We start from the raw sequence: 24,512 nt of genomic DNA on the forward strand, positions 1-24,512 counted from the left end.
CCGCCCTGCGCACGAGCGGGATGGCGGCCATGGCCCTGTTCGACGGAGCCACCAACGGCCAGCGCTTCCGGGCCTATGTCACCGACACCTTGGTGCCCGYGCTGAAACGGGGTGACACGGTGATTATGGACAACCTCGCTGCTCACAAGGTGGCCGGCGTGCGCGAAGCCATTCAGGCGGTGGGCGCCAAGCTGCTCTACCTTCCGCCCTACTCGCCGGACCTCAACCCAATCGAGCAAGTCTTTGCCAAGCTGAAGGCTGACTTGCGCAAAGCCGCCGCGCGGACGCTTCCAGATCTGAGGGCGGCAATCCGATCCGCCTTCGACAGCCTCACCCCAAAGGCCTGCCGCAACTGCCTCACAGCGGCCGGATACGACGCATACGATCCAACCTGATCGGCAATAGCTCTAGATCGGTTGGCCGAGGATGCCGAGGATCGTGCGGCGCAGGCGCACCAGTTCGGGGTCGTCGCGGTGGCGCGGATAGGGGAGATCGACGGGCAGGTCCGCGCGGATCGCAGCCGGACGGTCGGAGAGCACGATGACGCGTTCGGCCAGCACCAGGGCTTCCTCCACGTCGTGGGTGACGAGGAGCGCGGTGAAGCGCGTCTCCTGCCACAGCCGCAGGATTTCGGCCTGGAGCGCGAGCCGGGTCAGGGCGTCGAGCTTGCCGAGCGGCTCGTCGAGCAGCAGCAGGCGCGGCGCGTTCACCAGCGCGCGGGCGAGCGCCGCGCGCTGCGCCATGCCGCCGGAGAGCTGGTGCGGGAACACCTCAGCGAAGCCGTCGAGCCCGACGAGGCGGAGCGCCGCCCGGACTCTTTCCGCGCGCTCGAGCCGTGGGACACGGCGCGCCTCCAGCCCGAGCATCACGTTCCCGCGCACCGTCCGCCAGGGATAGAGCGTCGGGTCCTGGAACATCCAGCCCGAGCATCACGTTCCCGCGCACCGTCCGCCAGGGATAGAGCGTCGGGTCCTGGAACACGAGGAGGCGCGACGGGTCGGGGCCTTCGACCCGGCGTCCATCGACGGCGATGCGGCCCGCGCCCGGCGGCTCCAGCCCGGCGACGAGGCGCAGCAGAGTGGACTTGCCGCAGCCGGAAGGGCCGAGGAGCGCCACGAAGCCGCCCGGCGCCACGTCCAGCGAGATGCGGTCGAGGACGGGCAGGGCCGTGCCACGGATGTCGAAGGCGTGGGAGACGGCCTCGACCGCGAGGCGCGATCCGGCCGCAGCCGTGGCGGGGCGTTCGAGGATCGCGGCTACCATTGCACCAGACCCTTCTGCCAAGAGAGCACCCGGTCGCGTAAGCGAAACAGCAGGGAGATGAGCCCGGAGCACATCAGCGCCATCACGATCAGCGCGGCGTAGAGGTTGGCGTAGGCCGCCCACCCTTGCGCCCATTGCAGGTACCAACCGAGGCCGGCCTTCACGCCGAGCATCTTGGCCACCACCAGCACGGCGAACGCGCCGCCGAGCCCCATGAACAGCCCGACGAAGACGTGCGGCAGCGCCGCCGGCACTGCCACCCGCAGCACGAGGAAGGCGGGCGAGGCGCCCAGCGTGCGCGCCACATCGAAATAGGCCTTGTTGACGCCGGCAACGCCGGACCACGTCAGCACCGTCACGGGAAAGCCGGTGGCGAGCGCGATCAGGAAGGTGCTGGCCGACCACGACGAGGGGAACACGAAGAAGGCGAGCGGCAACCACGCGGTCGCGGGCAACGGCCCGACGAAGCGCAGGATCGGATGGGCCCAGTAGCCCACCGCCTTCGACCAGCCGATGGCGACGCCGAGCACGAAGCCGAGCCCGGCGCCAATCAGGTAGCCGCCGGCCAGCAGCTTCAGCGAGGCCAGGATGGAGCCGCCGAGCCGGGGCCAGTCGTCGAGGAAGACTTCCAGGATCGCCTGGGGCGGGGGGAAGAACGGCATCGGCAGGAGCGCGAACTTCGCGGTGATCAGCTCCCAGGCGAGGAAGCCCAGCGCCACGAGCGTGAGCCACGGCGCCCAGTGTGCGAGGGCGGCCCCGGCCCGGCCGAGGCGGGCCGAGAGGGCAGCGAGCGGCGCCAGGGCGAGACCGAGGACGAGCTCACCGCCCGCGAAGGTCACGGTGTAAGGAAAGTCGCCTTCCTCTGGCAGGGCGTAGGTCGCACCCGCCAGCGCGAGCCACGCCGCCCCGAGGGCGAGCGCCCGCAGCGGCGGGCCGGGCAGACGCATCGCCCTCGGCAGGGTACCGGCGAATCCGGTGAGATGGGTCATGGGGGGCGCCCTCAGCTCAGTACATCGGCGTAGACGCGCTCGGCGAACTTCGCCGTATCGGTCGAGCGCTTGAGGACGTTCACCTGTTTCAGCTCGTCGCCGTAGAGCACGAGCTGGCGCTTGAGGTCGGCGCCGACCGGGCGGTCACCGTGGTGCTGACTCCTCAGCATCGCAGCGAGATCCTCGACCGAGCCCCGTCCACCGTAACTGGAGAAGATGCGGGCGGCGTCCTCCGGGTCCGCGTGGACGCGGTGACCGGCCTCCAGCACGGCGCGAGTGAGCGCGCCCGCCGCCGCGCGATCCCCCCGGATCAGGCTGCCGCGCACGGCGACCACGCAGCAGGTGCGGTCGCCGTAGTCACCCGACAGGTTGGTCGCGACCTCCGTGAATTTCGGGTCCTTCAACCAGATCCACGTGCGGGGATCGGAATCGGCCAGCGCCTGCGCCTCGCCCTTCTCGACCGCGAGGTTGAGGAGGTCGGCCGGGTATTGGCGCCACTCGACGCCGGTCTCCGGATCGATGCCGGCCTTGGCGAGCAGGAGCGCGAAGAAGTTCTTGGCGGGGCTCGCGTGGTCGCTGATCGCGATCGTTCTGCCCTTGAGCGACGCGATGTCGGTGATGCCGGCGGATTTGGCCGCCAGCAGGCGCAGGCAGCCGCCGTGCAGGCCGGCGGTGATCTTCACGTCGAAGCCCTGCTCCAGGGGCTTGAGCCAGCGGAGCGCCATGCCGATGCCGGCATCCGCCTTGCCGGTGGCGATGGCCTCCAGCAGCGCCTCGGTCGAGCCGCCGAAATTGACGAACTCCACGTCGAGGCCGTGGGCGGCGAAAATTCCGCGCTCCTTGGCGAGAGGCGCGGCGGCGGTGCAGATCGCGGTGGCGTTCCAGGCGAGCTTGATTGGTTTCAGCGGGCCCGTGGCGGCCCCCGCGGCAGTGGGGCGGCAGATCGGGCCGGGATCGAACGGCACCGGGCCGGGCCCCCAGGCGCGCACGCCACCCATCCCGAACCCGAGCGGCAGGGCCGCCGCCGCGGCGCCTGCGCGCAGCAGGGACCGGCGCGACGGCAGGAGGCCGGGGCGCGGGGGCTCGTCGGTCATGGTCGTCTCCAAGAAGGGGCACGCGCGCAGGCCTCCGCCCGGTGAGCCGGGACGGCGTGGCGCATCGAAAGGGGGGACGGTCTCGTTGGTCGGGCCGATGTATTCAATCTTCAATCGCGCAGCGATGAAGTCAATCGAAGTATATTTCTAAGATGCGGCGCATCCTGCGATAAAACTTCCTGAGACCAGCCCGGACGAGAAGATTTTCCATCCGGCAGCTCGGCTCGTCGAATATCGGCGACGATCGGAAGGATTTCGGCGAACTCCTATCGCATCTGCGTATGCAGCAGATGTCCTGCGCGTACGCAACAGAGCAGAGCGTGATCTTCCGACAATCCGAGGTGGGCGGGCAGAACCTCCTTCCGGCGGCCTCGACTTTGGAAACACGTTTCGTTGACCGCGCGAGGCCGCGCCCCGAGCATAGGGACGCCGCCTGCCGATCGTCCACGCACGCCGCCCGGCACTTCTCAACCGCACCCCATGCCCCCTCGATGAATACGGCCGCCGCGCCCCTCGACACCGCCCACACCATCGCCGAACGCTTCGCCGCCGGCGCGGCGGAGCGCGATCACACAGCCGCCTTCCCGCACGCGCCCCTCGCGGCCCTGCGCGAGGCCGGCCTGATCGGGATCAGTGTGCCGGAGCGGCTCGGCGGCGGCGGGGCCGGGCTGGCGCGGGCGGCGCAGGTGGTGGGGGCCATCGGTGCGGGCGATCCGGCGGTCGCGCTCGTCCTGGCGATGACGCTGCTCCAGCACGGGTTGATTCATCGCGAGGGCACGCCCTGGCCGCGCGCGCTCGCCGACCGGATCGGGCGCGAGGCCGCGACGGACGGCGCCCTCATCAACGCGCTCCGGGTCGAGCCCGATCTCGGCACGCCGGCCCGCGGCGGGCTGCCGGCCACCGTCGCCCGACGCGACCGCCTCACGGGGCGCAAGATCTATTCGACCGGCGCGCCGGGGCTCGCCTACGGCCTCGTCTTCGCCCGCACCGACGAGGCCGAGCCGCGGATCGGCAACTTCCTGGTGCCGATGTCGTCCTCCGGACTGCGCATCGAGGAGACCTGGGACCATCTGGGCCTGCGCGCCTCGGGCAGCCACGACGTGGTGTTCGAGGATGTGCGCGTGCCGGATGCGTACGCGGTCGATCTGCGACGGCCGGAGGAATGGCGCAGGCCCGATCCGCTGCAGCAGGCCTGGAGCTGCGCGCTGCTCGCCGCCCTCTACGACGGCGTCGCGCGGGCGGCGCAAGCGTGGTTCGCGACCTTCCTGCACGAGCGCGTCCCCGGCAGCCTGGGGGCGCCGCTCGCGAGCCTGCCACGATTCCACGAGGCGGTTGGCGAGAACGAGCGGCTGCTCTCGGTCAACGCCCGGCTCGTGGCGAGCTTGGCTGCCGAGACCGACGCGGGCGCGCCGCCCGCGCCGCAGGAGGCGGGCTTCGTCAAGCTGACTGTAACCGAGAACGCGATCCAGGCGGTGCAGCGGGTGTCCGAACTCTGCGGCAACGCCGCGCTCTCGCGAAAGAATCCGCTGGAGCGGCACCTGCGCGACGTCCTATGCGCGCGCATCCACTGGCCGCAGGGCGACGCGGTGCGGGTCGCCGCCGGCCGCGTCGCGCTCGGCCTTTGACAAGGAGAACCCCATGAGCCCGCTGCCGCCGGACGCCACCGAGTTCATCGGCTTCGTCGCCCCGCACGAGGTCTCCGAGTCGCGCGCACCGCGCGGCCCCGCGATCGAGCCGGACTATCTCCGCCTCCTGGCGCAGGCGCACGAGCGCGGCGGGTTCGACCGGGTGCTGGTGGCCTTCTACGCGACCGCGCCCGACCCGCTGCCGATCGCCGCCGAGATCGCCGCCGCGACGCACCAGATCGGGCTGATGATCGCCCACCGCACCGGCTTCACCGCGCCCACCGTCGCGGCGCGCCAGTTCGCGACGCTGGACCGGCTCACCGGCGGGCGGGTGGCGATCCACGCGATCAGCGGCGGCGACGACCGCGATCTCGCCCGCGACGGCGACCACCTCACCAAGGACGAGCGCTACGCCCGCACGAGCGAGTTTCTCGACATCCTGCGCCTGTCGTGGACTTCGGACACACCGTTCGACTACGCAGGGACACATTACCGGATCGCGGGCGGCTTCTCCGAGGTGAAGCCGGTGGGGGCGATCCCGGTCTATTTCGGCGGCGCCTCGCCCGCCGCGCTCGCGGTGGCGGGCCGGCACGCCGACACCTACGCGCTCTGGGGCGAGACCCATGCGCAGGTGCGCGAGCTGATCGGCCGGGTGCGCGCGGCGGCCGCCCCGCACGGGCGCGCGCCGCGCTTCAGCCTGTCGCTGCGGCCGATCCTGGCCGAGACCGAGGAGCGGGCCTGGGCGCGGGCGGAGGCCATCCTCGCCGAGACCCGGCGGCTGCGGGCCGCCCGCGGCGTCGGGCCGGCCGCGGCACCGCAGAACGAGGGTTCGCGCCGGCTGCTGGCCGCGGCGGCGCAAGGCTCGCGCCTCGACAAGCGGCTCTACACGGCCATCGCCGCCGAGACAGGCGCCTCGGGCAACTCGACGGCGCTGGTCGGCACGCCCGAGCAGGTCGCCGACGCACTGCTCGACTATCACGATCTGGGCGTACGCACCTTCCTGATCCGCGGCTTCGACCCGCTGGAGGATGCGATCCAGTACGGGCGCGAGCTGCTGCCCGCCTTCAAGGATCTGCTCGCCCGCCGCTCCGCCGCGGCGGAGGCCGCCTGATGGCCCGCCTCCTCGTCCTGATCCTGCTCGCGCTCGCCGCCCTCGCGCCGGCCCGCGCACAAGAGACCCTGCGCGTCGGCGACCAGCGCGGCAACGCCCGCGCCCTGATGGAGGCCGCGGGCGTACTCGACGGCCTGCCCTACCGGCTCGAATGGAGCGAGTTCCCCGCCGCCGCCCCGCTGCTGGAGGCGCTGAACGCGGGCGCGATCGACGCAGGTGGCGTGGGCGACGCGCCCCTCACGTTTGCCGCCGCCGCGGGCGTACCGGTCAAGGCTTTCCTCGCCTTCCGCAACCGGCAGGACGGGCTTGCCATCCTGGTGCGGCCCGATTCCGCGATCCGCAGCGTGAGCGACCTCGTGGGCAAGCGCATCGCCACCAACCGCGGCTCGATCGGCCATCAGGTCGTGCTCGCCGACCTGGAAGAGGCGGGTTTGCCCGCCGACGGCGTGCAGTTCCGCTTCCTGCCGCCCGCCGACGCCAAGCTGGCGCTGACCTCCGGCGCGGTCGATGCGTGGTCGACCTGGGAGCCCTACACCTCCGCGGCCGAACTCGCCGGNCTTCCTGCCGCCCGCCGACGCCAAGCTGGCGCTGACCTCCGGCGCGGTCGATGCGTGGTCGACCTGGGAGCCCTACACCTCCGCGGCCGAACTCGCCGGGCTCGTGCGGGTGGTCCGCGACGGCAACGGCATCACGCCGGGCCTCAGCTACGCGGTGGCGAACGAGAGCGCGCTCAAATCGAAGCGCGCGCTGCTCGCCGACTACGCCGCCCGCCTCGCCAAGGCCCGGGCCTGGGCCCTGACCGACCCGGCGCCCTACGCGGCCGCGTGGTCGCGGCTGATCGGCCTGCCCGAGGCAGTGCCCCTGCGCTGGTTCGGGCGGGCGCAGTACCGCACCGTGCCGATCGACGAGAGCGTCATCGCCGACGAGCAGCGCATCATCGACCTCTACGTGCGTGCCGGCCTGATCCCGGCGGCCCGCGCCCCGCGCGCCGAGGCGATCCTCGACGCGGGGTTTTCCGACGCGCTCGCCGTCATGCGATGATCGGGCAGGAGATTTTTTCATGCACGACGACGGCCCAAACCACGACCACGCGCACGATCATGATCACGACGAGGACGCCGCCGCGCGCTGGAAGCACGACGGCGTGCGGGTGATCCCCGGCGACCGGCTCGACCCCAACACGGCTCAGACGCCGGGGATGTTCCGGCAGGCGGCGGTCAACGCCGCCCGCGTCGGTGCCCAGAAGATCTGGGCCGGCACCGTGGCGATCGAGCCCGACGCCAAGACCGGCGTGCACCATCACGGTGCCCTGGAGAGCGTGATCTACATCGTCTCCGGCCGCGCCCGAATGCGCTGGGGTGAGCGGCTCGAATACGTCGCCGAGGCCGGCCCCGGCGACTTCATCTTCGTGCCCCCTTACGTGCCGCATCAGGAGATCAACGCCTCGACCGACGAGCCCCTGCACTGCGTGCTGGTGCGCTCGGACAACGAGGCCGTCGTGGTCAACCTGCCCGACGTCGAGGCGGCGGAGGCTCCCGAGACGGTCTACTGGGTCGATCCGATCCACAAGCAGCCGTGAGGCTCCAAGGCTCTCAATCCGAGCAACGAAGCAGTCACCCACGATCCCCCATTCTGCACCGTCATTCCGGGGCCGCGCAGCGGAACCCGGAATCCACCCGTGATGCGACGCCGCACGATGCGTCACGGCCAGTCGAGGATTGCACGCCGCTGGCGCGCCCCTTCGGGTCTGGGTTCGCCTTCTGCGCCCCGGAATGACGATGGGGGATGTGCGGTCGGTCGAAGCTTTCGGATCGAGGGGCTCTCGCGGCGATTAGAAATTTCGTGAATGAATTTCGCCAATCGATCCCCTATTGCGAATAAAATTATCCAACTCCTACAAACAACGAAATCCGCTTTCATTGACTTAGTGCTGGATCCGCCGATCATCTTGGACTGTTCTTCCAAGGGAGCCGCCGATGTCGAGCCAGACCCCCGCCTCCATCCACGCCGAGACGCTGGCGCTGCATGCCGGCTGGCGGGCCGATCCGCAGACCGGGTCGGTTGCGGTGCCGATCCACCAGACGACCTCCTACCAGTTCCGCGACACCGATCACGCCGAGAGCCTGTTCGCGCTCCAAGAGCTCGGCAACATATACACCCGCGTCACCAACCCGACCGTCGACGTGCTGGAGCAGCGGCTCGCCGCGCTCGAAGGGGGCGCCGCAGCGCTGGCCCTCGCCTCGGGGCAAGCGGCGTCCGCGCTCAGCGTGCAGAACCTTGCGCGCGCCGGCGACAACATCGTCTCCTCGACCGACCTCTACGGCGGCACGTGGAACCTGTTCGCCCACACGCTGAGGGAGCAGGGCATCGAGGTCCGCTTCGTCGACCCCACCGACTCGCACAATTTTTCCCGCGCGACCGATGGGCGGACACGGGCCTACTACGCCGAGACCCTGCCGAACCCGAAGCTCACGGTCTTTCCCATCGCGGAAGTCGCGGCGATCGGCCGGCCGCTCGGCATCCCGCTCATCGTCGACAACACCGCCGCGCCCCTGCTGGCGCGGCCGCTCGACCACGGCGCGGCGGTCGTCGTCTACTCGACCACGAAGTATCTCGGCGGCCACGGCATCGCCATCGGCGGGGCGATCGTCGATGGCGGGCGCTTCGACTGGGCGGCCCATCCCCACCGCCAGCCGGCGCTCAACACGCCGGACGACAGCTATCACGGCGCGGTCTGGACCGAGGCCGCGCGGCCGATCGGCCCGGTCGCCTATGCGCTGCGCGCCCGCGTGCGGCTGCTGCGCGATCTCGGCCCCGCGGTCTCGCCGCTCAACGCTTTCCTGACGCTTCAGGGCATCGAGACGCTGCCTTTGCGCATCGAGCGCCACAGCCGCAACGCGCAAAGCGTCGCCGACTGGCTCGGGCGGCGCCCCGAGGTCGCGCGGGTGATCCACCCGTCCGTCCAGGCCGGCGCCGCGCGCGAGCGGGCCGACCGCACCCTGAAGGGCGGCTATGGCGGCCTCGTCGGGTTCGAGTTGGCGGCGGGCCGCGCCGCCGGGCGGCGCTTCATCGACGCGCTCCGGCTGTTCTATCACGTCGCCAATATCGGCGACGCCCGCAGCCTCGCGATCCATCCGGCCTCGACCACGCACTCGCAGCTGACGCCCGAGGAGCAGCGGGCCACCGGCGTCACCGACGGCTATGTCCGCCTCGCGGTCGGACTGGAGCACATCGACGACATCCTGGCCGATCTCGATCAGGCGCTTGCCGCCGCCGGCTCCCTGGCGCGGGCGGCCTGAGATGACGGCGTCGCTCCCGATCCTCGACCTCGCCCGGCTCGATGCGGGCGAGACGGAAAGAAGAAGCTTCCTCGAAGACCTGAGACGTGCGGCCCGCGAGGTCGGCTTCTTTTATCTCGTCGGCCACGGCATCCCGGAATCGCAGATCGCAGGCGTGCAGACGCAGGCGCGGCGCTTCTTCGCCCTGCCCGCGGAGGAGAAGCGGGCGGTCGCGATGGTGAAGTCACCGCATTTCCGCGGCTACACCGAGGCCGGCGCCGAGATCACCCGCGGTCGGGCCGATTGGCGCGAGCAGTTCGACATCGGCGCCGAGCGCCCCGCGCTCCCGCGCGAGCCCGGCGCCCCGGCCTGGACCCGCTTGCAGGGCCCGAACCTCTGGCCCGCGGCGCTGCCGGAACTGCGGCCCGAATTACTGGCGTGGCAGGAGGCGGTGACGCGGGTCGGCATCCGCCTGCTCGAAGCCTTCGCCTTGGCGCTCGGCCAGCCAGCCGAGGCCTTTGCGCCGATCTACGCGGGCGCGCCCAACCAGCACATCAAGATCATCCGCTATCCCGGCCGCGAGGCGACCGACGACGACCAGGGCGTCGGCGCTCACAAGGACAGCGGCTTCCTCACGCTCCTCGTGCAGGACGGCGAGGGCGGACTCGAAGTGGCCGACGATGCCGGCGGCTGGATCGCGGCGAGCCCGGTGCCGGGCGCCTTCGTGGTCAATGTCGGCGAACTGCTCGAACTCGCCTCGAACGGGTATCTGCGCGCCACGATCCACCGGGTGGTGACGCCGCGGGCCGGGCGCGACCGGCTCTCGGTCGCCTTCTTCCTCGGCGCCCGCCACGACGCCACCGTGCCGCTCCTCGACCTGCCGACGGACCTCGCCGCGCAGGCGCGGGGGGCGGCCGGCGACCCGGACAACCCGCTCTTCCGCGAGGTCGGCCGCAACTATCTCAAGGGCCGCCTGCGCTCGCACCCGGACGTGGCGGCCGCTCACTACGCCGATCTGCTCGCCAAAGAGGCGAGGGCCGCATGAAAGACGTTCTCGGTCGTATCCGCGCCCTCCTGCGCGCCATCGAACTCCCCGCCGAGGCCGGCCCGCTCCCGCTCGCCGCGGGCACGATGCTCGGCAACGAGTGGCTGGCCCCGCATCTCGCCCGCCTGCCGGTCCGGACGCGGGGAATGGAGCGGTGCTGAATCCCGGGTTCGAAGGGCAAGCCCTTCGCGGGTCCAGGGCGGAGCCGTGGTCGGCGAAGCCATTCATGGGGCTCCGCCCCAAACCCCGCCAAAGGGATGATCCCTTTGGGATCTCGGGACTCGCCGCCTCAGTGCAGGTGGAACTCGCCGGAGACCGTTTTCAGCTCGGCCGGCTTGATCAGACGGCTATGCATGACCCGCACCGAGTGTAGCGGCCCGTCCAGCCGCTCCTGCCAGAAGGCCAGGAAGCGTTTCAGCTCGGGGAAGCGCGGGAAGAGGTCGAGCTGCTGCCAGACGAAGGTCTGGAGCAGATGCGGGTGATCGGGCAGGTGATACAGGATCTCAGCCGTGGTCAGGCTGTAGCCTTCGAGCCTGCGGCGAAACTCCGATGACAGGGCCATGCATCCACCTCGTCGAAGCAGGGTGACCCGACGCAACTCCGACCGGGGCCGCGTCGTGACGCGCCCGACCCTGAGCGGATCGGGCAAGATCGCTGAGCAACAACGGTGCCGCCAAGCTTGCCGGGCGGCGGATCGGGCCGCCGCCCGGCGAGCGCCGGTCAGAAGTCCGGGCCGCCGGGGAGGGCCGGCTGCGCTTTCTCCTTCGGCCGGTCGGCCACCAGCGCCTCCGTCGTCACCAGAAGTCCCGCGACCGAGGCGGCGTCCTGGAGCGCGGTGCGCACCACCTTGGCGGGATCGACGATGCCGGCCTCGACGAGGTCGCGGTAGGTCTCGGTCTGCGCGTCGAAACCGAAGGTCTCGGACGGATTCTCGAGGACCTTGGACACCACGATCGAGCCCTCGACGCCGGCATTGGCCACGATCTGGCGGATCGGCGCTTCGAGGGCCTTGAGCACGATGTTGATGCCGGCCCGCACGTCGGCATTGTCGGTCGTGAGCCCCGCCACCACCGCCTTGGCCCGCAGCAGCGCGGTGCCGCCGCCCGGCACGATGCCCTCCTCGATCGCCGCGCGGGTGGCGTTGAGCGCGTCGTCGACCCGGTCCTTCTTCTCCTTCACCTCGACCTCGGTCGCCCCGCCGACCCGCAGGACCGCGACGCCGCCCGCGAGCTTGGCGAGGCGCTCCTGCAGCTTCTCGCGGTCGTAATCCGAGGTCGTGTCCTCGATCTGCGCCTTGATCTGGCCGACGCGGGCGTCGATCTGCGCCTTCTCGCCCGCGCCGTCGACGACCGTGGTGCTCTCCTTGTCGATGCGCACGCGCTTGGCCTGCCCCAGCAGCGGGATCGAGACGTTCTCCAGCTTGATCCCGAGATCCTCGGAGATGACCTGCCCGTTCGTCAGGATGGCGATGTCTTCCAGGATCGCCTTGCGCCGGTCGCCGAAGCCCGGCGCCTTGACCGCCGCGATCTTCAGGCCGCCGCGCAGCTTGTTCACCACGAGGGTGGCCAGCGCCTCGCCCTCGACGTCCTCGGCGATGATGAGCAGCGGCCGGCTCGACTGCACCACCGCCTCCAGCACCGGCAGCAGCGGCTGGAGCGAGGACAGCTTCTTCTCGTGGATGAGGATGTAGGGATCGTCGAGTTCGGCGATCAGTTTTTCCGTGTTCGTCACGAAGTACGGCGAGAGGTAGCCGCGGTCGAATTGCAGGCCCTCGACCACGTCGAGTTCGGTCTCGGCGGTCTTGGCCTCCTCGACAGTAATGACGCCTTCCTTGCCGACCCGCTCGACGGCTTCCGCGATGAGCCGGCCGATCTCGGCGTCGCCGTTGGCCGAGATGGTTCCGACCTGGGCGATGGCGTCGGAGGCCGTCACCTTGCGGGCGCGGCCGGTGATGTCCTTCACCGCCGCCGCCGTCGCGAGGTCGATGCCGCGCTTGAGGTCGAGCGGGTTGAAGTTCGCCGCCACCGCCTTGGCGCCCTCGCGCACGATCGCCTGGGCCAGCACCGTCGCGGTGGTGGTACCGTCTCCCGCGAGATCGTTGGTCTTGGAGGCGACCTCGCGCACGAGCTGGGCGCCGAGATTCTCGAACCGGTCCTCCAGTTCGATCTCCTTGGCGACCGTCACGCCGTCCTTGGTGATGCGAGGCGCCCCGAAGCTCTTCTCGATGACGACGTTGCGGCCCTTCGGCCCCAGCGTCACCTTCACGGCATCCGCGAGGATGTCGACGCCGCGCAGCAGACGCTCGCGCGCGTCGCCGGAGAATTTCACGTCTTTCGCAGCCATTCCAGTCTCCCGATGTCGTTGCGGTGGTGTCGTGTCAGGCGGCGATCACGCCCAAAATGTCGGATTCCTTGAGGATCAGGAGGTCCTGACCATCGACCTTGACCTCGGTGCCGGACCATTTGCCGAACAGCACCCGGTCGCCGGCCCGCACGTCGAGGGCGTTGACGCGGCCCTGCTCGTCGCGGGCGCCGGGGCCGACGGCGACGACCTCGCCCTCCTGCGGCTTCTCCTTGGCGGTGTCGGGGATGATGATGCCGCCCTTGGTCCGCTCGTCACTCTCGACGCGGCGCAGCAGGACGCGGTCGTGCAGGGGTCGAAACGCCATGGTTTGGGCCGTCCTCTCTCCGTCGAGGGCCGGGTGAAAGCCCGACCGATGCCGTCAGGGTGTCAACGAGCGTTCGTCAAGTCAACGGGATTGTTCTTTTTAAAGAACGGCACGCGAGAGTGTCGGTGATGCTTTGCGACGAGCTTCGAGAGAAGATTTGCGCAGAGCCGCGTCGGCTTATCGGCTTGTAAGGGCGGGGAATCGCATTGGACGATCTTCGGCAGGTTTCAGGGCTCCGGGTGGGTCCGGCGAAAACCTTCCGCGTCGCAGCGTGATCTGCGAAGTTCCTTCTCACCAGCCTCAGAAAGAAAGAAATCCGTTTCGGCCAAGCTCCGCTATAGGTTGGATACGATATCCAACGGCGGAGGCATGCGATGACCGGGGCTCTCGACAGGCGCGGTTTCCTCAAACTGTCGGCCGCGCTCGCCGCGGGCTCGGCGGCCGGGTTCTCGTGCATCGAGGTGGCGCGCGCCGCCCCCGTCGAAGTTCCGACCGTCGATACGTTGTCCCTGCGCGTGCTGATCGATTCCGCGCACGACCAGTTCCTGAAGCCCGCCACCGTCCAGGGCGTGCGCCACCAGCCGCCGGGCAATGGCCGCGGCGCCGACTATCGCAAGGTGCTACACAACCAGTGGGGCCTCTCGCTCTTTGCCGAGTCGAAGGCCGGCGAGGAGGCCCGCACCATCCTACTCGATTTCGGCTACAGCCCCGAGGCTCTGCTCAACAATATCGAGATCCTGAAGGTCGATCCGACCAAGGTCGATGCCCTGATCGTCAGCCACGGCCATCACGACCATTACGGTGGGCTCACCGGCTTCCTCGACAGCTACCGCGACCGGCTCCAGCCCGAGCTGAAGCTCTATGCCGGCGGCGAGGACAATTTCTGCCACCGGCTGTCGCCCAGCGGCGTGCAGGGTCAGTTCACCGATTTCGGCCAGCTCGACCGGCGCGAATTGACCGCGCGCCGGATCAGCACCGTGCTGTGCGAGGCGCCGACGGTGGTCGCCGGCCATGCCTTCACCACGGGCCAGATCAAGCGCACTTCGTCCGAGCGCATCCTGCCCAACACCTTCGTCGAGCGCGGCATCAAGGACGGGCTCGGCTGCGACGCCAGCCACTATTCGCCGGCCGAGCTACAGGGGAAGATCATCGCGGACGAGCACGTCCACGAGCACGCCACCTGCTACCACGTGCGCGGCAAGGGCCTCGTGGTGATCTCGTCCTGCGGCCATGTCGGCATCGTCAACTCGGTGCGGCAGGCACAGGAAGTCTCCGGCGTGGAGAAGGTGCATGCCATCGTCGGCGGCTTCCATCTCGGACCGGCGCCGAAGGACTACCTGACCCAGGTCGTGGCCGAGATCGGCGCGCTGAAGCCCGACGTGGTGATCCCGATGCATTGCAGCGGCCTGAACTTCGCCCTCGAAGCCCAGGCGCAGCTGCCCGACCACGTCATCGTGCCGACCACCGGCAGCCGGCTCACCTTCGGTGCGTAGGCGCCTCGCAGCGGCGTGCCTGCTCGGCCTCGCGCTCCCCGGGCCCTTGTGCGGCCCCTTGCGGGCCGAGGAGGCGCCGCGCCGGTCGGCCGCCGAGCTGATGGACATGCTGATGTGGAACCGCGAGCCGGTCGGCGGGCCGTTCGCGCTGATCGATCAGGATGGGCGCCCCCGCACCGACGCGGATTTCCGCAGCAAGCTCGTCCTTCTCACGTTCGGCTATACCGGCTGCCCCGATGTCTGCCCGACCGACCTGATGCAGGTCGCCCGCGCGCTCGATCTCCTCGGCGCGGCGGGCGAGGCGATCCAGCCGGTCTTCGTCACCCTCGACCCGGCCCGCGACACGCCGGCCGTGCTCGCGGAGTTCGTGCCGAGCTTCCATCCGCGCCTGATCGGGCTCACCGGCAGCGAGGCCGCGATCCGGCAGACGGCGGACGCCTTCAAGGTGTTCTATCGGCGGGCCGAGGACGCCATCGAGCACTCGGCCTTCGTTTACCTGCTGGACCGTCAGGGCCGCTATCTCGGCTTCTTCCCGCCCGGCACCTCGGCCGAGCGGATGCTGACGATCATCCGGCCTCACCTCGCGCCCCTTCAAAGGTGATGAACTGCGCCGAGGACCAGACGCGGCTGCCGTCGCGCTGGCGCCCGGAGAAGTACACGGGGCGGAAGCCGAAACCTGCGTTCTCCGGCTCGACCGTGATGTGGCCGGCGACATCGCGCGGCAGCGCCGCCTCGGTCATCCGCTCCAGCGCGAGAAAAAGCCCGGCCCCGCCGAGGTCGCGCCGCAGGGCGCCCGCCTCGATCAGTTCGCGGCCGGTGATGTCCCACAAGAAGTCGGGCGCGTGGACGAAGGGCGCGGGCCGCCGCGGATCGCCGACCTTCACGAAGCCGCCGATCGTCCCCTCGACGCGGATACGGCACGCATCGAGATCGCCGATGTCGATCTCGATGGCGTCGCTGTCGCCGTAGGTCTCGGAGCGGAAGGCGATCTCGGTCGGGCCGGCGCGCCACGCGGTCTCTTCCGGGTGCTCGAAGCCCTCGGTCGCGACCCGGCGGATCGTGCCGTTGAGGATGCGGATGCGCCCCTCCCAGGCGGCCCAGCGGTAACGGTCGCGGATGCGCGCGCCGCCGAAGCGCAGGCGCACCAACCGTTGCGAGAACCCGAGTTCGGCATGGAGATCGCGGCGCCAGATCTCGCCCGTGTGGTCGTGGGCGCTCAGTTCCTCGAAGCCGGCCTCGCCGAGGAAGCGGTAATCGAGCCGGGCCGGGCCCTCGTGGGCGAAGGCGTCGCCCTGGCGGTGGGGGCCGCAGGTGACGAGGAGCGCGCTGCGCTCGCCCGTGGTCGCGAAAGTGTGGCGCGCCCGCAGGGCCCGGCCGACCGCGCGGCGGTCGAGCGTGTCGGCGAGGATGCCGGTGAGGCCGCCGCGCACGCCGAACACCTGGACGCCGGGCGCGCCGCCGCCGGGCCGCCCGCGATGCTCGTCGCCGTTGGCGCAGACGCCGAGCCGATAGCCGCGGGCGATCACGTCGCGGTAGAGCCACTCGAACTGGCCCCAGGCCGAGGCGATCTCGACGAGGCGCTCCAACTCGGGATGGTGCCAGTCCGGGATGTAGCGGCGCCCGCCGACATGCGGGATGACGAGGTGGTTCTCCGGATCGTGCGCGTAGGCCGCCCACAGATCCTCGACCGGCCAGCGCCCGACCTCGACGCCGGTACTCCCCATGCTCTCGTTCCACAGGAAGGTGCGGTTGTGCTCACCCCGCTCGTCGAAGGGGAAGCCCGGCGGGTCGTCGCCGAGGAACAGCACCTGATGGTCGCCGCCCGCGGTCGAGCTGCCGCACCATTCCTGCACCGCGTAGGCGACGAAGCGGCCGGGCGCATCGAAGCCGGCGGTGACCCTGACGCCTTCGCGCCAGCCCTCGTCGGTGATCTGGAAGTCGTTTACGGTGTAGCCGTAGACATCGACGCCCGCCACGTCGCGGGCATAGGCCGCGTTGTAGGCCGGGCTGTTGGTGCCGACCGTGTCGTGGGCGTGGACGTGCAGGTCGCCGTAGATGGCACGGGGGACGGGGGCATCGGGTAGGCCCGTGACGAAGGCGACGCCTTGCGCGCCCTCGTGGGCGGCGGCGATGCGCAGCTCGCCGGAGAAGGCCGGCCAATCCTCGATCCTCAGGCGCGCCCAGCCCTCCACGGGCAGTTCGTGCCGGCGGGCGTAGACCTCGCGCTCGCTCGAGAAGGCCGTGAGATCGAGCGCCCCGCCGCAATCGCGGGCGACGTTGCCCCAGCGGTCGAGGAGTGCCACCGTCACGGGCGGCGCGACGCCCTCCGCGACGAAGCGGGGCGCGCCGATCTGGACCCGCTCCGGCGGCCCGGCGACGAGCGCGATCACCGGGTCGTTCGGCACCGCGACGTAGCGCGAGGTGCCGAGCGGATCGACGTAGCAGCGGAAGCGGAAGCCGTCCTCGACGAAGGTCTGGACGCGGGTGCCCGGTCCCCCGGCCCGCCGGTCGCCCAGCCGGATGACGATGCGGTCGCCCGCATTCAGGTAGCCGTCGATGACATCGACGATCACGGCCTTCTGGAACGGGCGCTCGTGGCCCTTCTGGTCGAAGCGCACGCTGAGCGACTGCACCGTGGCGGGCGATTGGCCGGGCAGCAGCGGGCCGGCCTCGTACTCGGCACTGACGTAGTTGGCGGCACTCGGGTCGGCGGTCTGGAACAGGGCCCAGTCGGAGTAAAATTTGAAGGTCGCCTTGAAGGTGGCCCCGTCGGCGATGCCGCAGGCGCCGACCTCGTAGATCAGCACGATCTCGTGCCAGCTGCCCGCCACCAGCCGGTCGTGGCTGCACTGCACGGTGCCGAGGAAGGGCCGCGCCTTGATCGCCGCGTAGAGCCCCTCCGGCGCCACGTGCGCGCCCAGCCGCCTCCGGCGCTCGCTCTCGTCCTGCATCGCCCGTTCGTCCCGCTCTCGCCCGCTTATCGGCGGAGGCTATAGCTTTGATTTCGCAAGATGTCTTGCGCGTCCGCATGATCTGTACATAATACAAATGGATCTAGATAGATCTACTTGCGATCTCTCAAATAAAAGAACGATCATGTCGTCGCGCATAATTCGGTGGGCTATTCTTCTCTTCGCTCTTCTCGCTGCCTCCGCCGCCGCCCGGGCACAAGGCCAGGGCCAGCCCTTGCCTGTGCGGATCGGGGCGATTCCGGTGCTCGGCGCCGCGCCGCTGTTCGTGGCCGAGCGGGAGGGCTGGCTGTCCGCGGGCGGCCTGAAGCCGGTCGTCGCGCTCTACGATTCCGGACCGAACGCCGTGCAGGCGGCGGCGAGCGGCACGCTGGACGTCTACGTCGCCGGGATCACGCCGGTGGCGATCGGGCGGACCCGCGGGGTCGATCTCAGGGTCGTGGCCGCGACCGCCATCGGCGAGAACGTGCTGGTGGCGGGCCCCAAACTCGCCGGGCCGCTCACCGGCGGCACCGCGCCGGCGGAGGTGTTTCGGCGCTTCCGCGCGGAGACCGGACGGCCCGCCAAGATCGCGACCCAGCCGCCGGGCTCGATCCCCTACACCAACCTGTCCTACTGGCTGCGCGAGGTGCACCGGGTCGATCCCGCCGACGTGCAGATCCTGACGCTCGGCATCGACGCGGCGCAGCAGGCGATCCTGGCCGGCGCGGTCGAGGCCGCGACGGTGCGCGAGCCGGGCCTGACCATAATCCGCGAGCGCAACCCGCAGATCCGCCTCGTCGCGGGCGGCAGCGACCTGTTTCCGGGCCAGCCGGGCACCGTGGTGGCGGTGCGCGGCACCTTCCTCGAACAGAACCCGGAGGCGGTGCGCACCCTCGTCTCAGGCATCGTGCGCGCCGTCGATCTGATCAAGCGCGAGCCCGAGCAGGCGCTGCCCGCCGTCGAGGCCGCGCTCGGTAAGGGCATCGTCACCGCGGCGACGCTCCGGGCGGCGCTCGCCTCGCCCGCCACCCAATACGTCGCCGATCCACGCACCCTCGTGGCGGCGACGCGGGCGATGCTCGCCTTCCAGACCACGCTCGGCATCAGCGAGACGCCCCCGCCGACGGACGGCCTGTTCGATCCCCGCTTCTTCGAGGCCGTCCAGGCCGAGGCGAGCGCGAAGTAGATGAGCCAACGAATGGAAAACCGCCGCAGCTTCCTGCGCCTCGCCGGGGTCGGCGCGGCGACAGGTGCCGCCACGGGTGCCCTCGCGGAGGCAAACGCCCTCAATGTGCCGCCCTGGACCCGCGAGCAGGGCGCCACCGCCCCCGGCTACGGTCGACCTGCGCCCGAGGAAAAACTTGCGCGTTATCCGCGGCTGCCGCCGCGCTTTCCCGGGGCGACCTCCACGGTGACGCCGCTTCAGGGGCTACACGGCATCGTCACACCGAACGGCCTGCATTTCGAGCGCCACCACGCCGGTATTCCGGCCATCGACCCGGACCGGCACCGCCTTGCTATCCACGGCCTCGTCGAGCGCCCGCTGATCCTGACCATGGACGACATCGTCCGCTTCCCCGCGGTGTCGCGGCTGCACGTCCTCGAATGCTCGGGCAACACGCCCTGGCTCGGGGCCAAGCCCGACTGGACGGTACAGGACAGCCACGGCCTGATCTCCTGCGCCGAGTGGACCGGCGTCGAACTCGCGACCGTGCTGGCCGAGGTCGGCGTGAAGCCCGGCGCCGCCTGGCTTCTCGCGGAAGGGGCGGATGCATGCGCCATGACCCGCTCGATCCCGCTCGATTCCCTCGACGGGGCGATCCTCGCCTACGCCCAGAACGGCGAGAGGCTGCGGCCGGAGCAAGGCTATCCGCTGCGGCTGTTCCTACCGGGATTGGAGGGCAACCTCAGCATCAAGTGGCTGCGCCGCATCAAGCTCGGAGACCGGCCGTTCCAGACGCGGGAAGAGACCTCGAAATACACCGACCTGATGCCGGACGGCACGGCGCGCCAGTTCACCTTCGTGATGGAGGCCAAATCCGTCATCACCGCGCCCTCGGGCGGTCAGCATTTGCGCGAGCCCGGCTTCCACGAGATCCGCGGGCTGGCCTGGACCGGGCGCGGGCGGATCGCGGGCGTCGAGGTCTCGACCGACGGCGGCGCCTCCTGGCGGGAGGCGCGGCTGGAGGGGCCGGTTCTGCCGCGCTGCTTCACCCGCTTCCGCCTGCCCTGGCACTGGGAGGGCGGGCCCGCACGGCTGCTGAGCCGGGCGCGGGACGAGACCGGCTACGTCCAGCCCTCGCGCGAGGCGCTGGTCGCGGTGCGCGGCACCCGCTCGTTCTACCACAACAACGCGGTGTTCGGCTGGAGCGTCGGAGCGAACGGGGCGGTGACCTATGCGGCGTGAAGCTCTTTTTTCGCTCACCCTTAGCGTCGGTCTCGTCGCTCCCGTCGCTGCCCAACCGCTCGGCATCGGCCGCCCGGCCACGCCGGAGGTCGTTGTCGCCTGGGACATCGACGTGCGGCCCGACGGCCAGGGTCTGCCGCCCGGCCACGGCAGCGTGCGCGACGGCGCGGCGCTCTACGCCGCGCGCTGCGCCGGCTGCCACGGGGCCCGCGGCGAGGGCGCCGCCGCCGAGGCGCTCGCGGGCGGGCAGGGCAGTCTGGCGAGCGCAAAACCCTTGCGCACGGTCGGCAGCTACTGGCCCTACGCCACGACCCTGTTCGACTACGTGCGTCGCGCCATGCCGTTCGACGCGCCGCAATCGCTCTCGGCGGACGAGACCTACGCGGTCAGCGCCTACGTGCTGCACCTCAACGGCCTGCTGCCGGAAGAGGCGAGCCTCGATGCCGCCGCACTGCCGCAGGTCGCCATGCCGAACCGCGACGGCTTCACCGCCGATCCGCGACCGGACGTCCCGGCGCCCGCGGCCCGCCCCACCGATCGCACGGAGGCCCGATGAGTCTCACCCGCCGCCATCTCGCCGGGGCGCTCGCCGCCGGTCTCGTCCTCGGCCGATCCGGCCCGGCCCGCGCCGGGCGGACGGTGCGCCTGAGCTACCAGCGCTCCTCGACGCTGCTCACCGTGCTGAAAGCCAAGGGGACCCTGGAAGAACGGCTCGGCCGCCAGGGGCTTGGGGTGAGCTGGCACCTGTTCACCAAGGTGCTGGAGCCGATGAACACCGGCGCGGTCGATCTCCACGCGGATGTGGCCGACGCGGTGCCGATCTTCACCCAATCGGCGGGCGCACCCCTGACCTTCTACGCCATGGAGGCCGGCTCGCCGCGGGCCGAGGCGATCATCGTGCCCGAGGAATCATCGATCCGCACGGTCGCGGACCTGAAGGGCCGCAGCGTCGGCGTGTCGAAGGGCTCGGGCTGCCACTTCATCCTCGCGGGCGCGCTCAAGCGCGAGGGCCTGCGCTTTTCCGACATCCGCCCGGCCTATCTGGAGGCGCCCGACGGGCTCGCGGCGTTCGAGCGGGGCGGCATCGAGGCGTGGGCGATCTGGGATCCCTTCCTCGCCATCGTCGGGGCCAAGCGCCCGGTGCGGGTGCTGGCCGACGCCACTGGCCTGTCGAGCTACAACCGATACTACACGGTCAACGACAGTTTTGCCGCCGAGCAGCCAGAGGTGATCGCCACCGTCTTCGCCGCGCTGGTCGAGGCCGGGCAATGGGTGAAGGGCAATCCCGAGGAGGCCGTGGCGCTGCTCGCGCCGATCTGGGGCGACCTGCCGCCGGACGTCGTCGCCACCGTCAACGCGCGGCGCTCCTACGCGGTCGGGGCGGTCGAGCGGGCGGCGCTCTCCGAGCAGCAGGCCATCGCCGACACCTTCTTCGAGGCCGGGCTGATCCCGCGCCGGCTCGACGCCACCGCGGTGCGGCTGTGGCAGCCGCCGGGCGGGCGGGGTTGAGACCGATGGCACATCCGCTCCGCTTCGGCGTCTGGGCCCCGGTCCACGGCTCGCGCGCCGCCCGCCACGATCCGGACGAGCCGCACGACGCCTCCTGGGCCCGCAACCGCGCGCTCGTGCTGGAGGCCGAGCGGCTCGGCTACGACAGCGTCCTCGTCGCGCAGCACACGGTGAACCCCTACGACGAGACCCGCGACCAGCTGGAGGCCTGGACGGCGTCGGCCGCGCTCGCGGCGCTCACCAGCCGGATCGAGATCATCGCGGCGATCAAGCCGGGGCTCTACCACCCGGTCGTGCTGGCCAAGATGGCGCTGCAGATCGAGTATGTCAGCGGGGGCCGGTTCGCGCTCAACCTCGTCAACGCCTGGAACCGCGCCGAATTCGAGCGGGCGGGCCTGCCGTTTCCGGCGCACGACGAGCGCTACGCCTACGGTCGCGAGTGGATCACGCTGGTGGACCGGCTGTTGCGGGGCGAGCGGGTCACCCACGAGGGTCGCCACTTCCGCGTCAAGGATTACCAACTCAAGCCCGCCGGCACTTTTCGGGCGCGACCGACGCTTTATGTGGGCGGCGAGTCCGAGCCGGCCCGCGCGCTGGTCGCCGACCACGGCGATGTCTGGTTCATCAACGGCCAGCCGCTCGACGCGGTCGCCGGCCTCATCGCCGACGTGGCGCGCCGCCCAAATGCTGCGAGCCGCCTGCGCTATGGCCTCTCGGCCTTCGTGATCGCGCGGGAAACGGAAGCCGAGGCCCAGGCCGAGTTCGCCCGCCTGCTCGATTTGAGCCGCAGCGACGAGGCCATCCGCGCCGACACCCGCGCCCGCACCGACGCGGCCAGCGTGATGTTCGCCAAGACCGATGCGGCGGCCTCGCACCATGTCGGCACCAACGGCGGCACCGCGGCCGGACTCGTCGGCAGCTACGATGGGGTCGCGCAGCGCATCCACGCCTTCCACGCGGCCGGCATCGAGCTGTTCATGCTGCAATTCCAGCCGTTCGAGGCCGAGATGGCTCGGTTTGCCCAAAACGTCGTTCCGCGGGTGAGAGGATGAGGCCGGTCGATCCGATCTCCGGCGCCGCGCTCCGCGACGGCGTCGATGCGGTCCCGCCCGCACCGCGGCTGTTCGTGCTGGGGCTCCAGCACGTGCTCGTCATGTACGCCAACGCCATCGCGGTGCCGCTCATCGTCGGCGGGGCGCTGCAATTACCCAAGGACCAGATCGCATTCCTCGTGAACGCCGACCTGTTCGCCTGCGGCATCGCCACGCTGATCCAGACAGTCAGCATCGGCCCGTTCGGCATCCGGCTCCCCGTCATCATGGGCGTGACCGCGGTGGCGATCCAGCCGCTCTTGGCCATCGCGGCGATACCCGGCGTCGGGCTCACCGGCATCTACGGCGCGGTAATCGTCGGCGGCCTCTACGGGCTCCTCGTCACGCCCTTCATCGGCCGGGTGATGCGCTTCTTCCCGCCCGTCGTGACCGGTACGATCCTCCTGATGATCGGCATTGCCTTGACCCGCGTCGCCGTCGGCTGGGCGGGCGGGGGCGCGGGCAAGCCGGACTTCGGCGCGCCCGCCACGATCGCGGTGGCGGCCTTCGTGCTCGCCGCGACCCTACTGATCGCCCGGTTCGGACCGGGCTTTCTCGGGCGCATCGCCGTGCTACTCGGAATCGGGCTCGGCACCGTCGTCACCGTGACGCTCGGCTGGACGAGCTTCGACGGGCTTGCCGCCGAGCCGTGGCTGCGGGTGGTATGGCCGCTGCAATTCGGCGCCCCGACCTTCCACCTTGTGCCCTGTCTGATCCTGTGTCTCGTGATGACCGTCGTGTTCATCGAGGCGACCGGCATGTTCCTGGCGCTCGGCGTCATGACCGGGCGTCCGGTCGGGACGGAGGACATCCGCCGGGGCCTGCGCGCCGACGCCCTGGGCACGCTGATCGGCGGCCTGCTCAACACCTTCCCCTACCTGTCGTATTCGCAGAATGTCGGCCTCGTCGGGCTCACCGGCGAGCACAGCCGCTGGGTCTGTGCCATGGCCGGCGCGATCATGCTGGTGCTCGGCCTCGTGCCGAAGGTGGCCTTCCTCGCGGCCTCGATCCCGCAGGCCGTGCTCGGCGGGGCGGCACTGGTGATGTTCGGGATGGTCGCGGCGACCGGCATCCGCATCCTGGCGCAGGTCGACTACGCTCGGCCCGGCAGCCGCGACGCGCTAATCATCGCCGCCTCGCTCGGGATCGGCCTGATCCCGATCGTGCAGCCGCAATTCTTCCGCGCGGTGCCGGACGCCTTCGGTCCGATCGTCAAGGACCCGATCCTGCTCACCGCGATCGCGGCCATCGCCCTTAACGCGCTCCTCGGGGAGACGCGGGCTCAGCCGGAACCGGAGAGATCCGGCAGCGGGATCGGCGCCTCCGAGCCCGAGATCGCCGCCTCCAGTAGGTCGAGCCTGTCCTGACCCCAGAACGGCTCGTCCCGAAAGAAATAGAACGGTGCCCCGAACACCTGCCGCCCAATCGCCTCGCGGGTCAGCGCCGCCTCCCGCTCGCGCAAGGACGGCTCGTCGGTGCGGGCGATCAATCGTGCCCCGTCGAGCCCGGCGGCCTCGGCGAGGCGGATGATGGTGGCGGGATCGGCAATGTCGAACTCGTCCGCCCAGACGGCGCCGAGGCCCGCATGGACGAAGTCGGCGACGTCGGCGCCCTCGTCGAGGGCGGCGAGCAGGACGCGGTGGGCGAGGGAGGGATCGGCCGGGTAGAACTTCGGATGCAGATTGAGCGGGATGCCGCGGATGCGGCGCCAGCGCTGCATCTCGACGAGGCGGTATGCCTGCCGCTGCAGCGGCCGCTCCTTGACCGGCTTGCCGCCGCCCGCCGCGAAGACGGCGAGCAGATCGACCGGCTTGTAGACGATCTCCGCACCGGTGCGCTCGGCCAGCGCCCGGAAGGCGCGGCTGCCGACATAGGACCACAGCGACAGGAAGCTGAAATAGTAGGTGACGCTCGGCGTCGAGGAACCCTGCGCGACCACGGGCGGCACCTCCGGCATGCGACAATCCTTACGGCGCAGAAACGGAGCG

Annotated in this window: 23 protein-coding genes and 2 pseudogenes; 17 read left to right on the forward strand and 8 right to left on the reverse strand. The window is 70.6% G+C overall.

The genetic code is table 11. From position 1 onward, the window contains the following. Positions 1 to 395: IS630 family transposase (locus ASG52_RS05155; protein ID WP_056240018.1), on the forward strand; the 395-nt coding region annotated here is incomplete at its 5' end. 12 nt (positions 396 to 407) lie between these two features. On the opposite strand, the pseudogene ASG52_RS05160 reads toward ASG52_RS05155, so the two are convergent. From ASG52_RS05160 to ASG52_RS05170, 3 genes and pseudogenes are all read right to left on the reverse strand, one after another. After that, positions 408 to 1,263 (reverse strand): annotated as a pseudogene (locus ASG52_RS05160) (ABC transporter ATP-binding protein). Continuing rightward, a complete protein-coding gene (locus ASG52_RS05165; RefSeq protein ID WP_056240020.1) occupies positions 1,257 to 2,252 on the reverse strand; it encodes an ABC transporter permease in 996 nt (331 codons plus the stop codon). The pseudogene ASG52_RS05160 and the gene ASG52_RS05165 overlap by 7 nt, the downstream one beginning before the upstream one ends. Positions 2,253 to 2,263: 11 nt before the next feature. Beyond that, positions 2,264 to 3,346, reverse strand: coding sequence for an ABC transporter substrate-binding protein (locus ASG52_RS05170; protein ID WP_056240023.1), 1,083 nt, complete (start codon positions 3,344 to 3,346; stop codon positions 2,264 to 2,266). A gap of 491 nt (positions 3,347 to 3,837) precedes the next feature. Between ASG52_RS05170 and ASG52_RS05175 the strand changes: the two genes are divergently transcribed. From ASG52_RS05175 to ASG52_RS27800, 8 genes and pseudogenes are all read left to right on the forward strand, one after another. Beyond that, positions 3,838 to 4,971 (forward strand): acyl-CoA dehydrogenase family protein, encoded by a 1,134-nt coding sequence (locus ASG52_RS05175; RefSeq protein ID WP_056240026.1) that lies wholly within the window; start codon positions 3,838 to 3,840, stop codon positions 4,969 to 4,971. A gap of 13 nt (positions 4,972 to 4,984) precedes the next feature. Beyond that, complete coding sequence (locus ASG52_RS05180) at positions 4,985 to 6,082, forward strand: LLM class flavin-dependent oxidoreductase (RefSeq protein ID WP_056240029.1); 1,098 nt, start codon at positions 4,985 to 4,987, stop codon at positions 6,080 to 6,082. Then, on the forward strand, positions 6,082 to 6,638 hold a 557-nt coding region (locus ASG52_RS28205; RefSeq protein ID WP_353612452.1), incomplete at its 3' end, for an ABC transporter substrate-binding protein. The genes ASG52_RS05180 and ASG52_RS28205, both read left to right, overlap by 1 nt. A gap of 1 nt (position 6,639) precedes the next feature. After that, a pseudogene (locus ASG52_RS28210) lies at positions 6,640 to 7,123 on the forward strand (type 2 periplasmic-binding domain-containing protein); the annotation flags it as partial. Between the two features lie 19 nt (positions 7,124 to 7,142). Beyond that, positions 7,143 to 7,661 (forward strand): cupin domain-containing protein, encoded by a 519-nt coding sequence (locus ASG52_RS05190; RefSeq protein WP_056240031.1) that lies wholly within the window; start codon positions 7,143 to 7,145, stop codon positions 7,659 to 7,661. Between the two features lie 397 nt (positions 7,662 to 8,058). Further along, positions 8,059 to 9,381 (forward strand): O-acetylhomoserine aminocarboxypropyltransferase/cysteine synthase family protein, encoded by a 1,323-nt coding sequence (locus tag ASG52_RS05195; RefSeq protein ID WP_056240034.1) that lies wholly within the window; start codon positions 8,059 to 8,061, stop codon positions 9,379 to 9,381. Between the two features lies 1 nt (position 9,382). After that, positions 9,383 to 10,405 (forward strand): isopenicillin N synthase family dioxygenase, encoded by a 1,023-nt coding sequence (locus ASG52_RS05200; protein ID WP_056240475.1) that lies wholly within the window; start codon positions 9,383 to 9,385, stop codon positions 10,403 to 10,405. Beyond that, positions 10,402 to 10,566 carry a hypothetical protein gene (locus ASG52_RS27800; protein WP_200945574.1) on the forward strand — a complete coding sequence of 55 codons (165 nt, stop codon included), beginning with the start codon at positions 10,402 to 10,404 and terminating at the stop codon, positions 10,564 to 10,566. Before ASG52_RS05200 ends, ASG52_RS27800 begins: the two co-directional genes overlap by 4 nt. Positions 10,567 to 10,694: 128 nt before the next feature. On the opposite strand, the gene ASG52_RS05205 is transcribed toward ASG52_RS27800, so the two are convergent. From ASG52_RS05205 to groES, 3 genes are all read right to left on the reverse strand, one after another. Continuing rightward, positions 10,695 to 10,967 (reverse strand): usg protein, encoded by a 273-nt coding sequence (locus tag ASG52_RS05205; RefSeq protein ID WP_056240037.1) that lies wholly within the window; start codon positions 10,965 to 10,967, stop codon positions 10,695 to 10,697. Between the two features lie 158 nt (positions 10,968 to 11,125). Beyond that, entirely contained in the window at positions 11,126 to 12,748 is a 1,623-nt protein-coding gene (gene groL / locus ASG52_RS05210; RefSeq protein ID WP_056240040.1) for a chaperonin GroEL, read from the reverse strand. A gap of 34 nt (positions 12,749 to 12,782) precedes the next feature. Then, positions 12,783 to 13,073, reverse strand: coding sequence for a co-chaperone GroES (gene groES, locus ASG52_RS05215; RefSeq protein ID WP_056240043.1), 291 nt, complete (start codon positions 13,071 to 13,073; stop codon positions 12,783 to 12,785). 374 nt (positions 13,074 to 13,447) lie between these two features. On the opposite strand from groES, the gene ASG52_RS05220 reads away from it, so the two are divergent. Further along, entirely contained in the window at positions 13,448 to 14,566 is a 1,119-nt protein-coding gene (locus ASG52_RS05220; RefSeq protein ID WP_056240046.1) for an MBL fold metallo-hydrolase, read from the forward strand. Continuing rightward, the gene (locus ASG52_RS05225) at positions 14,559 to 15,167 is read left to right on the forward strand and encodes an SCO family protein (protein ID WP_082552363.1); all 609 of its coding nucleotides are present in this window, start codon (positions 14,559 to 14,561) and stop codon (positions 15,165 to 15,167) included. The genes ASG52_RS05220 and ASG52_RS05225 overlap by 8 nt, the downstream gene beginning before the upstream one ends. Here ASG52_RS05225 and ASG52_RS05230 read toward each other — a convergent pair. Continuing rightward, a complete protein-coding gene (locus tag ASG52_RS05230; RefSeq protein ID WP_056240049.1) occupies positions 15,133 to 17,517 on the reverse strand; it encodes a hypothetical protein in 2,385 nt (794 codons plus the stop codon). The genes ASG52_RS05225 and ASG52_RS05230 overlap by 35 nt on opposite strands. 145 nt (positions 17,518 to 17,662) lie before the next feature. Between ASG52_RS05230 and ASG52_RS05235 the strand changes: the two genes are divergently transcribed. From ASG52_RS05235 to ASG52_RS05260, 6 genes are read left to right on the forward strand one after another with little or no spacing between them, the layout of a single operon-like run. Beyond that, the gene (locus ASG52_RS05235; RefSeq protein ID WP_056240052.1) at positions 17,663 to 18,703 is read left to right on the forward strand and encodes an ABC transporter substrate-binding protein; all 1,041 of its coding nucleotides are present in this window, start codon (positions 17,663 to 17,665) and stop codon (positions 18,701 to 18,703) included. Between the two features lie 12 nt (positions 18,704 to 18,715). After that, positions 18,716 to 19,924 carry a sulfite dehydrogenase gene (gene soxC / locus ASG52_RS05240; RefSeq protein WP_056240054.1) on the forward strand — a complete coding sequence of 403 codons (1,209 nt, stop codon included), beginning with the start codon at positions 18,716 to 18,718 and terminating at the stop codon, positions 19,922 to 19,924. Further along, the gene (locus ASG52_RS05245) at positions 19,914 to 20,480 is read left to right on the forward strand and encodes a c-type cytochrome (protein ID WP_056240056.1); all 567 of its coding nucleotides are present in this window, start codon (positions 19,914 to 19,916) and stop codon (positions 20,478 to 20,480) included. Before soxC ends, ASG52_RS05245 begins: the two co-directional genes overlap by 11 nt. Next, positions 20,477 to 21,433, forward strand: a complete 957-nt coding sequence (locus ASG52_RS05250) for an aliphatic sulfonate ABC transporter substrate-binding protein (RefSeq protein WP_056240059.1) — start codon at positions 20,477 to 20,479, stop codon at positions 21,431 to 21,433. The genes ASG52_RS05245 and ASG52_RS05250 overlap by 4 nt, the downstream gene beginning before the upstream one ends. 5 nt (positions 21,434 to 21,438) lie before the next feature. After that, positions 21,439 to 22,485 (forward strand): LLM class flavin-dependent oxidoreductase, encoded by a 1,047-nt coding sequence (locus ASG52_RS05255; protein WP_056240060.1) that lies wholly within the window; start codon positions 21,439 to 21,441, stop codon positions 22,483 to 22,485. Then, entirely contained in the window at positions 22,482 to 23,891 is a 1,410-nt protein-coding gene (locus tag ASG52_RS05260; protein WP_056240063.1) for a nucleobase:cation symporter-2 family protein, read from the forward strand. Before ASG52_RS05255 ends, ASG52_RS05260 begins: the two co-directional genes overlap by 4 nt. Here the strand turns inward: ASG52_RS05260 and ASG52_RS05265 are convergent. Next, a complete protein-coding gene (locus ASG52_RS05265; RefSeq protein ID WP_056240066.1) occupies positions 23,807 to 24,481 on the reverse strand; it encodes a 2-hydroxychromene-2-carboxylate isomerase in 675 nt (224 codons plus the stop codon). The genes ASG52_RS05260 and ASG52_RS05265 overlap by 85 nt on opposite strands. Between the last annotated feature and the right edge of the window lie 31 nt (positions 24,482 to 24,512).

Origin of the sequence: Methylobacterium sp. Leaf456, assembly GCF_001425465.1 — a bacterium.
GTDB lineage: Bacteria > Pseudomonadota > Alphaproteobacteria > Rhizobiales > Beijerinckiaceae > Methylobacterium.

What these genes read in the sequence shown, in the direction of transcription:
- ASG52_RS05235 (WP_056240052.1), top strand. Translation starts at nt 17,663, where the DNA reads ATGTCGTCGCGCATAATTCGGTGGGCTATTCTTCTCTTCGCTCTTCTC.
- groL (WP_056240040.1), bottom strand. Translation starts at nt 12,748, where the DNA reads ATGGCTGCGAAAGACGTGAAATTCTCCGGCGACGCGCGCGAGCGTCTG.
- ASG52_RS05250 (WP_056240059.1), top strand. Translation starts at nt 20,477, where the DNA reads ATGAGTCTCACCCGCCGCCATCTCGCCGGGGCGCTCGCCGCCGGTCTC.
- ASG52_RS05260 (WP_056240063.1), top strand. Translation starts at nt 22,482, where the DNA reads ATGAGGCCGGTCGATCCGATCTCCGGCGCCGCGCTCCGCGACGGCGTC.
- ASG52_RS05200 (WP_056240475.1), top strand. Translation starts at nt 9,383, where the DNA reads ATGACGGCGTCGCTCCCGATCCTCGACCTCGCCCGGCTCGATGCGGGC.
- ASG52_RS27800 (WP_200945574.1), top strand. Translation starts at nt 10,402, where the DNA reads ATGAAAGACGTTCTCGGTCGTATCCGCGCCCTCCTGCGCGCCATCGAA.
- groES (WP_056240043.1), bottom strand. Translation starts at nt 13,073, where the DNA reads ATGGCGTTTCGACCCCTGCACGACCGCGTCCTGCTGCGCCGCGTCGAG.
- ASG52_RS05265 (WP_056240066.1), bottom strand. Translation starts at nt 24,481, where the DNA reads ATGCCGGAGGTGCCGCCCGTGGTCGCGCAGGGTTCCTCGACGCCGAGC.
- ASG52_RS05175 (WP_056240026.1), top strand. Translation starts at nt 3,838, where the DNA reads ATGAATACGGCCGCCGCGCCCCTCGACACCGCCCACACCATCGCCGAA.
- ASG52_RS05170 (WP_056240023.1), bottom strand. Translation starts at nt 3,346, where the DNA reads ATGACCGACGAGCCCCCGCGCCCCGGCCTCCTGCCGTCGCGCCGGTCC.
- ASG52_RS05165 (WP_056240020.1), bottom strand. Translation starts at nt 2,252, where the DNA reads ATGACCCATCTCACCGGATTCGCCGGTACCCTGCCGAGGGCGATGCGT.
- ASG52_RS05180 (WP_056240029.1), top strand. Translation starts at nt 4,985, where the DNA reads ATGAGCCCGCTGCCGCCGGACGCCACCGAGTTCATCGGCTTCGTCGCC.
- soxC (WP_056240054.1), top strand. Translation starts at nt 18,716, where the DNA reads ATGGAAAACCGCCGCAGCTTCCTGCGCCTCGCCGGGGTCGGCGCGGCG.
- ASG52_RS05190 (WP_056240031.1), top strand. Translation starts at nt 7,143, where the DNA reads ATGCACGACGACGGCCCAAACCACGACCACGCGCACGATCATGATCAC.
- ASG52_RS05205 (WP_056240037.1), bottom strand. Translation starts at nt 10,967, where the DNA reads ATGGCCCTGTCATCGGAGTTTCGCCGCAGGCTCGAAGGCTACAGCCTG.
- ASG52_RS05255 (WP_056240060.1), top strand. Translation starts at nt 21,439, where the DNA reads ATGGCACATCCGCTCCGCTTCGGCGTCTGGGCCCCGGTCCACGGCTCG.
- ASG52_RS05245 (WP_056240056.1), top strand. Translation starts at nt 19,914, where the DNA reads ATGCGGCGTGAAGCTCTTTTTTCGCTCACCCTTAGCGTCGGTCTCGTC.
- ASG52_RS05230 (WP_056240049.1), bottom strand. Translation starts at nt 17,517, where the DNA reads ATGCAGGACGAGAGCGAGCGCCGGAGGCGGCTGGGCGCGCACGTGGCG.
- ASG52_RS05195 (WP_056240034.1), top strand. Translation starts at nt 8,059, where the DNA reads ATGTCGAGCCAGACCCCCGCCTCCATCCACGCCGAGACGCTGGCGCTG.
- ASG52_RS05220 (WP_056240046.1), top strand. Translation starts at nt 13,448, where the DNA reads ATGACCGGGGCTCTCGACAGGCGCGGTTTCCTCAAACTGTCGGCCGCG.